Raw genomic sequence first — 13,640 nt, forward strand, 5'->3', positions numbered from 1 at the left:
CCTCACTTCTGGATCAGGTATTCGGGCGCGGCCATGACCAGCAGTACGGCGGTCTGTACGCGCGTCAGCTTGTCAGCATCGGAACTCGAAGCGGTCAGCGGTGTGGCGTCGAGCGCCGTCTTGATCAGGCTGACCGTATTGGCCGACAGCTGGTTGGCGGTGAGGTGCAGGTTCAGCCAGTCGACCAGCGTCTGGGTTTGCAAGGCCTGGCCCGATATGCCGCTGAAATCCGGCTTGACGTCGTTATAGCCGTTCGGAATGATCGAGGTCAGGAAGTTGATATAGCCGGCGGTCGACGTTTCGTTGTGCAGCTGGAATTCCGGCGCCACCAGGCCGGCGTCGGCGATGCCGGTATGCGGCGGCACGTAGCCTGGCCGGAAATAGTTGAACACCGAAGGCGGCCTGAGCGGACTTTGGCCCAGCCCCCAGTCGCTGTTGGTCGTGTCGTAGATCTCCCATTTGCCGGTCGCGCTGGTGACCGCGAAGGTCCGCGCCAGTTGCGCCACGCGCACGATCGGCTCGCGAAGCTTTCCGGCGGTCGCCGCCGTGGGCAGGGTGCGCGCCTCCGTGTCGGTGAGGATGGCTTTCCACACGGATTTGAGATCGCCACGCACGCCGGAGCCGTTGTTGGCGAAGACCGCGGCGACGCGGCCGACATAGGCGGCGGACGGGTTCGAGGTCACAAGCCGCTGAATCATCTGCCGCGCGAAGAAGGGGGCGGTGTTGGCGTGGTTGAACAGGGTATCCAGTGCCGTCTTCAGCGCCGTCGCCCCGTCCGTATTGGCCGGTATGGTGACGCCCAGGAAGGTGACGGCGGCCGTGGAGTGCTTGGACGCGTCGAAACTCATGCGGTCGCGGGCGAACTCGGTCGTCGGGATTGGGTAGGGCAGGTAGGGCGTGTTCTGCTGGGTGACCCGGGAATAGTTCCAGTCGTAGCCGGTGAAGACGTGCGCCAGGTTGGTGATGTCGGACTGGCCGTAGGTCTCGTGCCTGTTGCCGAGAAGATCGGTCTTCAGCGTGCCGTCGGCGTTCAGGTCGTAGAGCCCGATGGTGAAAAGCTGCATGACCTCTCGGGCATAGTTTTCGTCGGGCTGGCGGCCGGTGGCGGGATCTTCCTTGAGGTTGCCCTTGGTGTTGAGGAAGAAGCCGATGGCCGGATTGAGCGTGACCTCCTCCAACAGGGTACGGAAATTGCCGAAGACGTTGGTGTTCAGCATGTCCCAGTAGCCGGCGATGACATAGGGCGGCCAGAAACCGTCGATCGGATTGAGCGACGCCACCATCAGTTCCGACAAGGCCAGGGCCAGCCGCTTGCGCACCTGGTCGGCGCCGGTCATCATCATGCGCCAGGCCATCCAGTCGCCCATGACCGGATTGAAGTAGTTGCCATCGCTGTTGGGCGTGCCGTGGCCCTGGCTGTCGAGCCAGGCCGTACCGCTCTGGCTGGCGGCCACGGAGAACTGGGCGTCGAGCCAGGCGGAATAGCCCTGTGACTTCACGCCGGCAATTTCGGTGTCGGTCGCGGTGAACTGGGCCTGGAGGAGGAAGCGTGCGGCTTCCGTATCGCTGATGTTGAAGCTTATGGGCGTCGTACCGCCGCTTCCGCTGGATGCGCTTCCACTACCGCCACCCCCACCGCCGCAGGCGCTGAGCGCCACCGAGGCTGCCGCCAATGCACCCGTTACCGCGCGCAGGTCGGAACCGTGCGCTGCCATTCCCTGGTCGTCCACTCGCCATCCCGTTTTATTGTTTCATTTTTAAAAAATGATAACACAAAAAACAGGTTAGGCCAGCCACCGGGCGTTGAGGGCGTTTCTCAGTAATTTAAGGGCTTATCTATTTTTCCTTCTCCCCATTCAAGGCAGGGCTATCGCATATGGAATTTGCCGTGTTCGTCTTTATTCTTCCTCTCCCCTTTTAAGGGGAGAGGGTAGGGTGAGGGGTTACACCGCAATCTTCTGCGCGCGTATCTGCCGACGGGGTACCCCTCACCCGGTCGCGTACCGCTCCCGTCCTCTCCCCTTGAAAGGGGAGAGGAAGAGGGCTTCTCGGATTACCCCCTGAGCGTTGCCCCGGCCTTGGCCGCAGCGGCGACGATCTTCTGCGCCACGGCTTCGATTTCCGGTTCGGTCAGCGTCTTGTCCGTCGGTTGCAGCGTGACTTCGACCGCCAGGGATTTCTGGCCGTCGGGCACGCCCTGGCCGCGATAGACGTCGAACACGTTGGCGTCGCTGATCAGCACCTTGTCGGCGCCCTTGACGGCACGCAGGATATCGCCAGCCGCCGTCGCTTCGGACACCAGGAAAGCAAAGTCGCGCGACAGCGGCATGAAGGGCGACAGCGTCAATGCGCCCTTCGATTTGCTGGCCTTTGCCTTGGCGGCCGGCAGGTTGTCGATGCGCAGCTCGAAGCCGATATAGGCGCCGTCGAGGTCCATGGCCTTGAGCACGGCGGGGTGCAGTTCGCCGAATTCCGCGATGACCTGCTTCGGCCCCAGTTGCAGGCGCGCCGAACGGCCCGGATGCCAGTGGGATGCGTTCTGGCCCTGGACGAGTTGCAGCGACGCCACGGGGGCGCCGACGCTGTCGAGCAGGCTGAGCAGATCGCCCTTCAGCGCGAACAGCGCGTCCTCGGCGTTGCCCTGCCAGTTGCGGGCCTTGTCGGGCGCGCGGATGGCGGCGATGACCGGCTTCTGGTCGTTGGGCTCCAGGCCCAGATAGATCGGCCCGATTTCGAACAGCTGCGCACCGGTCAGCCCGCGCGCGGCGTTGCGGCCGGCGGCTTCGAGCAGGTTGGCCAGGGGCGAGGGCCGCATGCAGTTCAGTTCCGAGGTGATCGGATTGGCCAGCAGCAGGCGATCGTCGCCGCCGCCGAACAGCGTCGCCCATTCCTGGCGCATGAACGACCAGGTGACCGCCTCGCTATAGCCCAGGGCGGCGAGCGCACGGCGAGCGGCGCGTGCGCGTGCCTGCTGGACGGTCAGCACGCCGCCGGGGCGCGGCGCGACGGGTGGAAGCGGCGTCGCCGGAATGGCGTTGAAGCCGTGGATGCGCGCGACTTCCTCGACCAGGTCGGCCTTGCCGTCCACGTCGCGGCGCCACGACGGCACCTTGACATCGTAATGATCGCCGTCGGCGTCGAGGGTGAAACCCAGCGCGCGCAGGATGCGCTTGATCTCGTCCTTGGAGACGGAAAGGCCGGTCAGTTGCGCCACATAGGCCGGGTCGAAGCGGACATTGGGGCGGCCGGCGGGCGCCTGGCCCGCCACCGCGACCTCGGAGGCCTCGCCGCCGCACAGGTCGAGGATCAGGCGCGTCGCCAGTTCCAGGCCCGGCACGACGGATTCGGGATCGACGCCGCGCGCGAAGCGGTACTGCGCGTCGGAATTGATGCCGGTGGTGCGGCCGGTCTGCGCCGTGCGGATCGGATCGAACCAGGCGGACTCAAGGAAGACGTCGGTGGTGGCGTCGTCGCAACCCGTGCTTTCGCCACCCATGACGCCGCCGATGCCGATCGGGCGTTCGCCGTTGGCGTCGGCGATGACGCAGATATCGGGCGTCAGCGTGTAGGTCTTGCCGTCGAGCGCGATCAGCTGCTCGTTATGGTGCGGCTCACCTTCGGCGACAGTGCGGTTTTCCAGGCCCAGGCGCGCCTCGATCGTCGTGCCGACGAGCTTGTTGAGGTCATAGACGTGCAACGGGCGGGCGCGGTCGAACGACAGGTAGTTGGTGATGTCGACCAGCGTGCTGATCGGCTTCAGGCCTATCGATTTCAGCTTGTCCTGCAGCCACTCGGGCGACGGGCCGTTCTTGACGCCGCGAATGACGCGGCCCGAGAAGACGGGGCAGGCGTCGCCGTCGATCTTTATGGTGATGGGGCAGGGGAAGGCGCCCTTGACGGACATGATCGGCTTGTCTTCGAAGGTGCCCAGGCCAGTGGCGGCCAGGTCGCGGGCAATGCCGTGCACGCCCAGCCAGTCCGGGCGGTTGGGCGTCACTTCGAAATCGATGACGGGTTCGGCGCCGAAAACGGCGGCGGCGGGTGTGCCGACGGTGAGGCTGTCCGGCAGGTCCATGATGCCGTCGGACTCGCCCGACAGTTCAAGCTCGGCGGCCGAACACATCATGCCGTTCGACACGACGCCGCGCACCGGCTTTTCGACCAAGGTGACGCCCAAGCCCGGCACGTAGGCGCCGATGGGGGCATAGATGGTGGTCATGCCGGCGCGGGCATTGGGCGCGCCGCAGACGATTTCTTTCGGGCCATCGACCGTATCGACCTGCAGGACCTGCAGCTTGTCGGCATTGGGGTGCTTGGCGGCGGAGACGACCTTGGCCACGCTGAACGGCGCTAAGGCTTTCGACGCGTCGTGGATATCTTCGACCTCGAGGCCGGCCATGGTCATGGCGGCGGCGACCTGATCGATCGTCGCGTCGGTCTTCAGATGATCTTTAAGCCAGGAAAGGGAGAATTTCATTTCTGATTTCTTCGTATCGAGGTCGAGGAGGCCGTGCCTCCTCGCCTTAAATTATTAGGACAGACCGCTTGCGCTGTTCGGCGCCGAATAGGGGCTAAAGCCGTAATGGCTCAGCCACCGCGTATCGCCGGCGAACATGTCGCGCAGGTCGGGCACGCCGTATTTCAGCATGGCCAGGCGATCGACGCCCATGCCCCAGGCGAAGCCCTGCCATTCATCCGGATCGAGGCCGCAGTTCCTGAGCACGTTCGGATGGACCATGCCGCAGCCGAGGACTTCCAGCCACGAGTCACCCTGACCGACCTTGAGCTCGCCTTTCTCCCACGAACAGCGCACATCGAGTTCGGCCGACGGTTCAGTGAACGGGAAGTGGTGGGGACGGAACTGGGTGACGACGTCGCCGGTTTCGAAGAAGCGGGAAGTGAAGGTTTCCAGCACCCATTTCAGGTGACCCATATGGGCGCCCTTGTCGATGACCAGGCCTTCGATCTGGTGGAACATCGGCGTGTGCGTCTGGTCGGAGTCGCAGCGGTAGACGCGCCCCGGCACGATCAGGCGGAAGGGCGGCTTGCCGGAGATCATGGTGCGGATCTGCACCGGCGAGGTATGGGTGCGCAGCAGCTTGCGCACGCCGTTTTCGTCGGGGTTGAAGAAGAAGGTGTCGTGCATCTCGCGCGCCGGATGCTTTTCCGGGAAGTTGAGCGCGGTGAAGTTATGGAAATCGTCCTCGATATCCGGGCCTTCGGCGACTTCGAAGCCAAGGTCGGCGAAGATGGCGACCATCTCGTCGACGACCTGCAGCGTCGGGTGGACGCCGCCCTTTGCGCGCTTGAGCGGCGGCAGGGAAAGATCGACGCGTTCGGATTCGAGGCGGGCCGCCAGGTGCGCGGCTTCCAGTTCCGATTTCTTGGAATCGAGAACGGCCTGGATGGCGTCGCGCACAGCATTGATGGCGGCGCCGGTCGATTTGCGCTCTTCTGGCGGCAGGGTGCCGAGCGTCTTGAGCAGGCCCGAGATGCGGCCGGTCTTGCCCAGCGCCGAGACGCGCACGGCATCGAGCGCGGCAAGGTCTGAAGCGGCTGCGATTTCGGCTTCGATGTCGGCCTGGAGGTCTGTGTAGGCGGTCATGGTGTTCGTCTGTCGAAAAGGATGGCCGGTGTTTAGGCGAAAGCCGGGGGCGGATAAAGGGGTAATCAGGAGACCTGCCGATAGTTGAGGCTATCTCGCATTGGCCTGATCAGGATTGTTTTGGCCCTCCCCGTTTACGGGGAGGGGGGACCACGCGAAGCGTGGTGGGCGGGGTGTCTTCTTAACTCGGGTATGTGGCGGGCCGAAAACGCTTAAAATATAAGGGTTTGTTGCATAGACCTGCGCCGCTGACGGCTCGTGACTTCGTTCGAAGAGCCCCGCCCACCGCCTTCGGCGGTCCCCCCTCCCCATAAATGGGGAGGGCCAGGGATTGGGTCCAAAACAAACAAAAAACCCCGCGCCGGTGACAGCGCGGGGTTTCTGAAAAGTCATTCCGTCAGGAATTACGCAGCCAGAGCCGTCCGCACCTTGTCGGCGATGGCCTTAAAGCCATCGGCGTCGTGCATGGCGACGTCGGACAGGACCTTGCGGTCCATTTCGATGCCGGCCACGTTCAGGCCGTGGATGAACTGCGAATAGGTGAAGCCTTCCGTACGGGCGGCCGCGTTGATGCGCTGGATCCACAGGCTGCGGAAGTTGCGCTTCTTGTTGCGGCGGTCGCGATAGGCGTATTGGCCGGCCTTGTCGACGGCCGCCTTCGCGGTGCGGATGGTGTTCTTGCGGCGGCCGTAGAAACCCTTGGCGAGGCTCAGGACCTTCTTGTGCTTGGCGTGCGACGTGACGCCTCTTTTAACGCGGGCCATGTGCTGCTCTCCTTAGGCGTACGGCATGTAGGATTTGATCTTCTTCGCGTCGGCATCCGACAGAACCACGGTGCCGCGGTTCGTGCGGATGTACTTCGCGTTGTGCGAGATCAAACGGTGACGCTTGCCGGCGACGCCGGCCTTCACCTTGCCAGAGGCAGTGATGCGGAAACGCTTCTTGGCGCCCGACTTGGTCTTCAGCTTGGGCATTTTCTGTACGGCGCGATTAACGCCGCCCTCTATAACGAGTTTAGGCCCGCCCAGGCATGCCTTTGGCCCGGCGGGTCGGAGAAGGGCGGGTCATTACAGGAAAAGGCTTTGGCGTGCAAGCGCGGAATCGCACGCGATAAAAACAACCCTCTTGGCGGCGATCAGGATACACCGTAACGTCGCGCCATGCATCGTCACCTTGCCCTCCTGACCTGTCTGGCCTTCGCTCTCGGGGGCTGCGTGTCGATCCCGAAGATGCTGTACGGCACGCCGCAGACGACGCCGCTGTCGCAGACGCTGAAGAGCGGCGCGCAGATGCGCTATATAGAATATGTGCCGCCTTCGGCGAAGCCCGGCGACAAGCTGCCGCTGATCATCGTGCTGCACGGTTCGGGCGAAGCCGGCGGCGATACCTATTCCGTGCTGGCCAACGGGCCGTGGCATTACGCCAACGAACATCCGGACTTTCCCTTCCTGATGCTGGCGCCCCAGATGGACCGCGACGGCGAATGGGACCCTGAGGCGCTGAACGAATGGCTGAGCGCGGCGGAGAAGACGCTGGCGACGCAGGGCTTCTCGGTCGACCGGCGGCGCGTCTACCTGACGGGGCTGTCGCGCGGCGGGCAGGGCACCTGGGACTTCGCCATGCGCCATCCGCGCCGGTTCGCCGCCATCGCGCCGGTCGCCGCCTATAGCGATGTCAATGAGCCGTGCCGGCTGAAGGCCGTGCCGGTCTGGGTGTTCCACGGGGCGAACGACCATACGGTGCCGACCGAAAAGGACCAGAAGCTGGTCGACGACGCCAAGGCCTGCGGCGTCGATGTCCGTCTGACCATCTATCCCGACACGGGTCACGATTCCTGGTCGAAGGCCTATGCCGATCCCGAGCTTTACAGCTGGTTTCTCAGCCACCGGAAGCGGCTTCTGGATATAATTTACCCCGTGCCCAGGGCGCGCTGAATCGCGGCGGCGCACGATTTCGACATCTGGAAGCTGGATGTCTTCATCTGCGCCGGATTGAAGCGCAGCAGCCCCGTGCCGTCCTGCGGCAGCCAGCCGTAATAGTTCGACACCAGGGCCATCAGGGCTTCGGGCGTCGGCTGCGAGACGAAGACGCCGGCGCCATAGGGCGCGACGACGGCACCGGTATCGGCATTCATCAGCACGATATCGGACAGGCGTTCATTATGGATGTCGATGAAGAGGCGTCCGATGCCGCCTTCGGGCCAGATGATCTCGCCCGCGCTGATCGTATAGATGGCCTTGTCGTCGGCGCTGTAATAGTCCCAGCGCGGCGTCAGGCCGTAGCGGTGCTTCAGGCGGTTGATGCGCTTGCGCAGGGCCGGATCGACGGCTTCGGGCGGGGCCCAGTCGGGCGCCGAGCGTTCCGGCAGGATCAGCCATATGGGCGCGCCGGCATCGAGGATTTCGGTGGCCAGGTGATTGAAGCGCTGGATCAGGCCGCGATATTCGACGCGGCTGACATAGCCGTCGCGGCCGTTGGGCAGCAGGTGGAACCGCGTCAGGTTCCAGGTGCCGTTCTTTTCCAGTGTATGGCCGACGGGCACGGCGTCCGGGTGAAACCGTTGCCACAGGGTTTGAAACGAATCCATTGCGTGTCCGAAGGCTTTAAGTGGACGCCTTCCTTACTGCCTTCGCGGGACGTGGGGAAGGGAAGAAAAGGGATCCACAGATTACACAGATTTCACAGATTATTCCGAGGACGTGGCCGCCATCTCCGGGAAATAAATGCGCGAAGCGCGCAAACAAACCAAAGCCTCAATGCGCCGCGGTAGCGGCGCTGCGCCGCCCGTCATACGCGCTCGGGTAATCTGTGAAATCTGTGTAATCTGTGGATCCCTTAAAACCTATCTTTTCTGCAACCGCCCGACCTTCAACGCCAGAAGCGCTGCCGGCATGGTCAGGAGTGCGCCCATCCACAGGGGCGCCTCGGGGCCGACCGCGCTGAACAGGAAGCCCGCGACGACGGGGCCGGTGACGCGCGCCACGGCGCCGGTCGACATGTTCAGCCCCAGCATGGCGCCCTGCCGGTCAGGCGGGGTGGCGTGCGAGATGATGGCGCATATCGACACGAAGATGACGGCCTGGCCCATGGTCCCCAGCATGACGATCGGCGTGATCAGCCACGACATGTGGTTGATGCTTTGCAGGACGAAGCTGAGCCCGAAAAAGAACAGCCCGGCCGCCAGGACCCTGGCTTCGCCCCAGCGCCGCACCAGGGGGCGCATGATAACGGTCTGCATGATGGCGGCGGTGACGCCGATGAACAGGAAGATGGTGCCGACATTGTGGGCGTGCCAGTTGTAGCGCACGCGGGTCCACATGGCGAAGGTGGCCTCAAGCCCCGCGAACGCCGCCATATAGCCCAGGGATGCGATGATGACATTGCGGATGGCGGGGGTGCGGAAGCCCTCGATCGCCGTCTTGATCAGGTCGGGCTGGGCCTGCGCCGTGGCCGTGCGCTGGCGGCTTTCCTTGACGAAGAACAGGACGCCAAGCGCCGCGACGGCCGACATTCCCGCGGCGACGAACAGCGGCAGTTCGAACGGCCGCGCCGACGAGGCTTCGTTGGTCAGCACGCCGCCGATGAACGGTCCGATGACGAAACCCAGCGAAAAGGCGGCGCCGATCAGGCCGAGGCGCGCCGTGCGCTGTTCGGGCTTGGATACGTCCGAGACATAGCCCTGGATGGTCGAGATATTGCCCGACGCCAGACCGCTGAAGAAACGGATCAGGATGGCCAGCCAGATATTATGCGTCAGGGCCAGGCAGACATAAAAGGCCATGCTGAGCGCCGTGGTGACCAGCAGGATAGGCTTGCGGCCGATGCGGTCCGACAGGCGGCCGCAGAAGGGCTCGGCGAAGAACTGCCCCAGGCTGTAGGTGGCGAACATCAGGGTCACCATCCACGGCGCGGTCACCGCGAACGGCGCGGCGCTGAGCGACTGGGCGAAGAAGGGCATCAGCGGCACGACGATGCCGAAGCCCACCAGGTTTACGAAGACGACCGAGAACATGACGGCCAGCGGGCCGTTGTCACCGACGAAATGCCGGATCTTGCGCAGGATCCGGCCACGGAAAAAGGTGCGCTCGTTGCGCTCTTCCTCGATCTCCGTGGGCGGAAGGGGCCGTGCGGGCTGGGATGCCGCCGCGCTGACGGCCATAAGGTCGTCATCGACCGGATCGGCCGGCGCGGAGACGGATGGCATATCTGACATGCGCGGTTTTATAGCCCATCCCGTGACGATTGCGACACTTTCTTTATCGCAACTGCGTTACGTGTTCGCCAGTGCATTCAACCAAAGGGACAACTCAGCGACTCGCCCGAAGCGTCGTTTCGGCCTGGCCGATGGCGTGGCCCCTGATGGCGGCAGCCGCATCGGCGGGCGCCGTTGCCGGCGGCAATTCAAGCGTCACGGTGTCGAGGGCGTAAAGGGTCACGACGTAGCGGTGATCCTGGCCTGGCGGCGGGCAGGGGCCGCCATAGCCTTTGCCGCCGAAGTCGTTGGCGGTTTCCGATACGCCTATGGCCGTCATGGCCGGTGATCCGCTGGCGCCGCTTTCCAGCCCCTTGGCGGTGGCGGGGATACCGGTGGCCAGCCAGTGCCAGAAACCTTTTCCGCCGTTGGCGTCGCGGTCGAAGATGGTGATGGCGTAGCTTTTGGCCGTGGCGGGGCCGCCCTGCCAGGCAATGGTCGGCGACGTGTTGTGGCCGGTACAGCCGTGGCTGTCGGAATATTGTTTGGGCATGAAGCGGCCCGCCGGGGCGTCCGTGGCGGTGACCGAAAAACCGGGCGTCGCGGCGGTCGCGCAGACCGGCAGCACGGCAAGACCGAGGGACAACAGAAGCCAGGGGCGTTTCATGGTTTCCTCCATGTCGCCGCCCCGTAAACCGAAAGACTCGCGCGCGACGGTGTCGCAACGGTGGCAAAGTCATAAAAATCAGTCATGATAGGCCGCGACAGGGTGGCTTCGGGCGGGGCGCATCACAGCAAAATCGGATCGGCCGCGGCAGCGATCCCGGAAATGTGCCGGAAACGTGATGACGTTTTGACCGGTTCTTTCAGCGGGGCAATAGGGTTGCCGTTAACCAATCGTTCGTAGGGTTGCAATCTACGGGCTGGCCATCTCTTTCGCAGGAGAACAGTAGAGTGTTGCGTACCCTTCTTGCGGCATCGACCGCGATGACCTTGATGCTGGTCCCTGTAATGGCCGGGCCGGCCTTTGCCGCCCCTAGCTTGCCGGCGGCGATTTCCGGCAACAGCTGGCCGCAGACCGACAGCGATCTCAAGCCCGATGCCCGCCTGCGTTTCGGCCGGCTGGACAACGGCATGCGCTATATCCTGTACCGCAACCCGACCAAGGCGCGCGGCACGGCCATGCGCTTCCAGATCGCGGCCGGGTCTATGGAAGAAGCCGACACCCAGCGCGGCCTGGCGCACTTCGTCGAGCATATGGCGTTTCGCGGCTCCAAGAACCTGCACGAGGGCGAGCTTGAAAAGGTTCTTGAGGCCCAGGGCTTCAACTTCGGCAACGACGTCAACGCCTTCACCGACTACGAAACCACCGACTATGTGCTGAACCTGCCGGGCAACGGCCAGACGGCGACCGACAGCGCGCTCTATATCTTCCGCGAAATCGCCGGCAACCTGACCTTCGCGCCCGAGGCCATCGAGAAGGAACGCGGCGTCATCCTGGGCGAGGAACGCATGCGCGCCTCGGCCGATGCCCGCGTGCAGCAGGCGTGGATCGAGACGGCCTATCCCCAATCGCTCTATGCCCGGCGTAACCCGATCGGCCTGCTCGACACCATCCGCACGGCGCCGCGCCAGGCCATCGTCGATTATTACGAGACCTGGTACCGGCCCGAGCTGGCGACGCTGATCGTCGTGGGCGATTTCGACCCGGCGAAGATGGAAAAGCGCATCCGCGACGTGTTCGGCGACTGGGCCCCCAAGAAGGCCGGGCCGGTGCCGCATGTCGATTACGGCACGCGCGCCGACAGCGGCGTCAAGGCCGCGCTCTATACCGAAAAGAACCTCTACGAAGGCGTCGGCGTCACCTGGATGCGGCCCTATATCGACGCGCCGGACGGCACGGGGGCGCGGACGCGCGGCTTCCTGAAGACCATGGTCGCCGACATCACCACCAATCGCCTGGCGGAGCTGGCCGAGGCGCCGGACGCGCCCTTCCTGTCGGCCAGCATCGACTACGACAACGACCGGCTGGAAGGCAATACGACCAAGCTCTGGTTGACGCCCAAGCCCGGCCAACAGGCGCAGGCCTTCGCCCTGGCGCTCAGGACGATCGACCAGGTGCGGCAGAGCGGTGTGACGCAGGCGGAGGTCGCGCGCTACGTCGCCGAAAAGGATGTCGGCATCGCCAACATGCTGAAGACGACGGCGACCGAGGACAGCTCGACCCTGGCCGACGACTTCCTGGGCGATATCGACGACAATGGCGTGTCGATGGCGCCGGAAGCGATCGCCGCCCTGTGGACGCAGACCCGGCCGTCAGTCACGGCGGCTGCAGCCGCAACGCAGGCCAAGGTGCTGTTCGGCGGCGACGGTCCGCTGCTGCTGCGGACAGGCGAGGACGCAAAGAGCTTCGACGCCGGGCAATTGCAGGCCGTCTATGCGTCCGCCGCCGGCGGCAAGCCCGCCGAAGCCTGGGCCAACAAGGACGATGTCGCCTGGCCCTATACCGACTTCGGCGCGGCGGTGAAGCCGGCCAGGCGCACGGCGGTGCCGGTGCTGGGCTATGTGCGCTACGACTTTCCCAACGGCGTCAAGCTCAACATCAAGCCGAACACCCTGGTGCGCAACCAGATCACGGTCAGTGTCCGCTTCGGCGGCGGCTATGAGCTGTTCTCGCCGTCGGAAAACCTGTCGCTGATGCAGCTCCATCTTTACGACATCGTCGACGGCGGCCTGGGCAAGCTTAGCAAGGCCGATGCCGACAAGGCGCTGCACGACAAGACGGTCGAGGTCAATTACGACATCGACGAGGATCACGCCTCGCTGTCCGGCACGACGACCGGCGACAGTTTCGCGGCCGAAATGCAGGTTCTGATGGCCTATACCGTCGACCCCGGTTTCCGCAGCGACAGTTTCGCCACCTTCAAGGACTCCGTGGGTTACCTCTACGGCCAGATCCGGTCGTCGCCCGACTTCACGCTCAATATCGGCCTGGCCGACGAACTGTCGTCGGACGATCCGCGCTACCGCCTGCCCAGCGAGGCCCAGGCCAAGGCCTCGGATCCCAACGTTTTCAAGGCGATCTACCGCCGCACCATGACCCATGTGCCGGTCGAGATCACCATTGCCGGCGACGTGTCGGAAGGCGAGGCGCTGAAACAGGTCGAACGCACCTTCGCCACCCTGCCGCAGGTGCCGGAAGGCTATGTGGCGGCGCCGGGCGCGGATGTGATCCGCCTGCCGGCCGACCGCACGCCACGCACCTTCGCCCACGAAGGCCGCGCCGACCAGGGCATTTCGGTCGCCGTCTTTCCGACGACGGACGCCCTGTCCAGCCCCGATACCACGATCGGGCTCGAGGTCCTGGCCAAGGTGTTCGAAAACCGCCTGAGCGACGACCTGCGCGAAAAACAGGGCCAGACCTATTCGGTGACGGTCGATCCGTTCGGTTCGGAGGCCATCCGGAACTACGGCTACCTGACGGTCAGCTCGACCGTGAAGCCGGACGCCGACGACACCTTCTTCAATACGGTGATGAAGGTGGCCGACGGCCTGCGCACGGCGCCGGTGACCGAGGCCGAGCTCGACCGCGCGCGCAACCCGCTGGTCCAGTATCTTGACGACAAGATGAAGACCAATGAGGACTGGCAGGCGACCCTGCCCGGGCTCTACGGCAATCCGCAGCGCTGGAGCTTGCGCGTCGGTCAATACAAGCGGTTCGCGGCGATTACGCCGGCGACGTTGCAGACCCTGGCCGAGACCTATCTCAAGCCGGATACCGTGCTGCGGGCACGGGCGAAGCCCGAGACGCAGTGACCGTGGCACGCATAGCCGGGCACGCAA

General features: G+C 64.4%; 10 protein-coding genes. 2 read left to right on the plus strand and 8 right to left on the minus strand.

The window, feature by feature from the left end; genetic code table 11:
* Nucleotides 1–2: 2 nt before the first annotated feature.
* The 5 genes from AB8717_RS04140 to rpmI all read right to left on the minus strand — a co-directional run bounded on the left by AB8717_RS04140 (nucleotide 3) and on the right by rpmI (nucleotide 6,579).
* Nucleotides 3–1,730, minus strand: a complete 1,728-nt coding sequence (locus AB8717_RS04140) for a DUF1800 domain-containing protein (RefSeq protein WP_443749765.1) — start codon at nucleotides 1,728–1,730, stop codon at nucleotides 3–5.
* Nucleotides 1,731–2,053: 323 nt separating this feature from the next.
* The gene (gene pheT, locus AB8717_RS04145; RefSeq protein WP_443749766.1) at nucleotides 2,054–4,477 is read right to left on the minus strand and encodes a phenylalanine--tRNA ligase subunit beta; all 2,424 of its coding nucleotides are present in this window, start codon (nucleotides 4,475–4,477) and stop codon (nucleotides 2,054–2,056) included.
* A 54-nt stretch (nucleotides 4,478–4,531) separates the two neighbouring features.
* Nucleotides 4,532–5,605, minus strand: coding sequence for a phenylalanine--tRNA ligase subunit alpha (gene pheS / locus AB8717_RS04150; protein ID WP_443749767.1), 1,074 nt, complete (start codon nucleotides 5,603–5,605; stop codon nucleotides 4,532–4,534).
* A gap of 404 nt (nucleotides 5,606–6,009) precedes the next feature.
* The gene (rplT, locus tag AB8717_RS04155) at nucleotides 6,010–6,369 is read right to left on the minus strand and encodes a 50S ribosomal protein L20 (protein ID WP_443749768.1); all 360 of its coding nucleotides are present in this window, start codon (nucleotides 6,367–6,369) and stop codon (nucleotides 6,010–6,012) included.
* A 12-nt stretch (nucleotides 6,370–6,381) separates the two neighbouring features.
* Complete coding sequence (rpmI, locus tag AB8717_RS04160) at nucleotides 6,382–6,579, minus strand: 50S ribosomal protein L35 (protein WP_192621006.1); 198 nt, start codon at nucleotides 6,577–6,579, stop codon at nucleotides 6,382–6,384.
* 186 nt (nucleotides 6,580–6,765) lie between these two features.
* Between rpmI and AB8717_RS04165 the strand changes: the two genes are divergently transcribed.
* The gene (locus AB8717_RS04165) at nucleotides 6,766–7,539 is read left to right on the plus strand and encodes a prolyl oligopeptidase family serine peptidase (protein WP_443749769.1); all 774 of its coding nucleotides are present in this window, start codon (nucleotides 6,766–6,768) and stop codon (nucleotides 7,537–7,539) included.
* On the opposite strand, the gene AB8717_RS04170 is transcribed toward AB8717_RS04165, so the two are convergent.
* The 3 genes from AB8717_RS04170 to AB8717_RS04180 all read right to left on the minus strand — a co-directional run bounded on the left by AB8717_RS04170 (nucleotide 7,515) and on the right by AB8717_RS04180 (nucleotide 10,464).
* Nucleotides 7,515–8,192, minus strand: a complete 678-nt coding sequence (locus tag AB8717_RS04170; RefSeq protein WP_443749770.1) for a DUF3885 domain-containing protein — start codon at nucleotides 8,190–8,192, stop codon at nucleotides 7,515–7,517. The genes AB8717_RS04165 and AB8717_RS04170 overlap by 25 nt on opposite strands.
* A gap of 255 nt (nucleotides 8,193–8,447) precedes the next feature.
* Nucleotides 8,448–9,809 (minus strand): MFS transporter, encoded by a 1,362-nt coding sequence (locus AB8717_RS04175; protein ID WP_443749771.1) that lies wholly within the window; start codon nucleotides 9,807–9,809, stop codon nucleotides 8,448–8,450.
* Between the two features lie 103 nt (nucleotides 9,810–9,912).
* Nucleotides 9,913–10,464, minus strand: coding sequence for a YbhB/YbcL family Raf kinase inhibitor-like protein (locus AB8717_RS04180; RefSeq protein ID WP_443749772.1), 552 nt, complete (start codon nucleotides 10,462–10,464; stop codon nucleotides 9,913–9,915).
* Nucleotides 10,465–10,751: 287 nt separating this feature from the next.
* On the opposite strand from AB8717_RS04180, the gene AB8717_RS04185 reads away from it, so the two are divergent.
* A complete protein-coding gene (locus tag AB8717_RS04185; protein ID WP_443749773.1) occupies nucleotides 10,752–13,613 on the plus strand; it encodes a M16 family metallopeptidase in 2,862 nt (953 codons plus the stop codon).
* Nucleotides 13,614–13,640 lie beyond the last annotated feature (27 nt).

The organism is Asticcacaulis solisilvae (assembly GCF_052327315.1).
Classification (GTDB): domain Bacteria; phylum Pseudomonadota; class Alphaproteobacteria; order Caulobacterales; family Caulobacteraceae; genus Asticcacaulis; species Asticcacaulis solisilvae_B.

Bases quoted from the DNA above. Each gene is read 5' to 3' on its own strand.
- rplT (WP_443749768.1), bottom strand. From the start codon at position 6,369: ATGGCCCGCGTTAAAAGAGGCGTCACGTCGCACGCCAAGCACAAGAAG.
- AB8717_RS04175 (WP_443749771.1), bottom strand. From the start codon at position 9,809: ATGCCATCCGTCTCCGCGCCGGCCGATCCGGTCGATGACGACCTTATG.
- rpmI (WP_192621006.1), bottom strand. From the start codon at position 6,579: ATGCCCAAGCTGAAGACCAAGTCGGGCGCCAAGAAGCGTTTCCGCATC.
- pheT (WP_443749766.1), bottom strand. From the start codon at position 4,477: ATGAAATTCTCCCTTTCCTGGCTTAAAGATCATCTGAAGACCGACGCG.
- AB8717_RS04165 (WP_443749769.1), top strand. From the start codon at position 6,766: ATGCATCGTCACCTTGCCCTCCTGACCTGTCTGGCCTTCGCTCTCGGG.
- AB8717_RS04170 (WP_443749770.1), bottom strand. From the start codon at position 8,192: ATGGATTCGTTTCAAACCCTGTGGCAACGGTTTCACCCGGACGCCGTG.
- pheS (WP_443749767.1), bottom strand. From the start codon at position 5,605: ATGACCGCCTACACAGACCTCCAGGCCGACATCGAAGCCGAAATCGCA.
- AB8717_RS04180 (WP_443749772.1), bottom strand. From the start codon at position 10,464: ATGAAACGCCCCTGGCTTCTGTTGTCCCTCGGTCTTGCCGTGCTGCCG.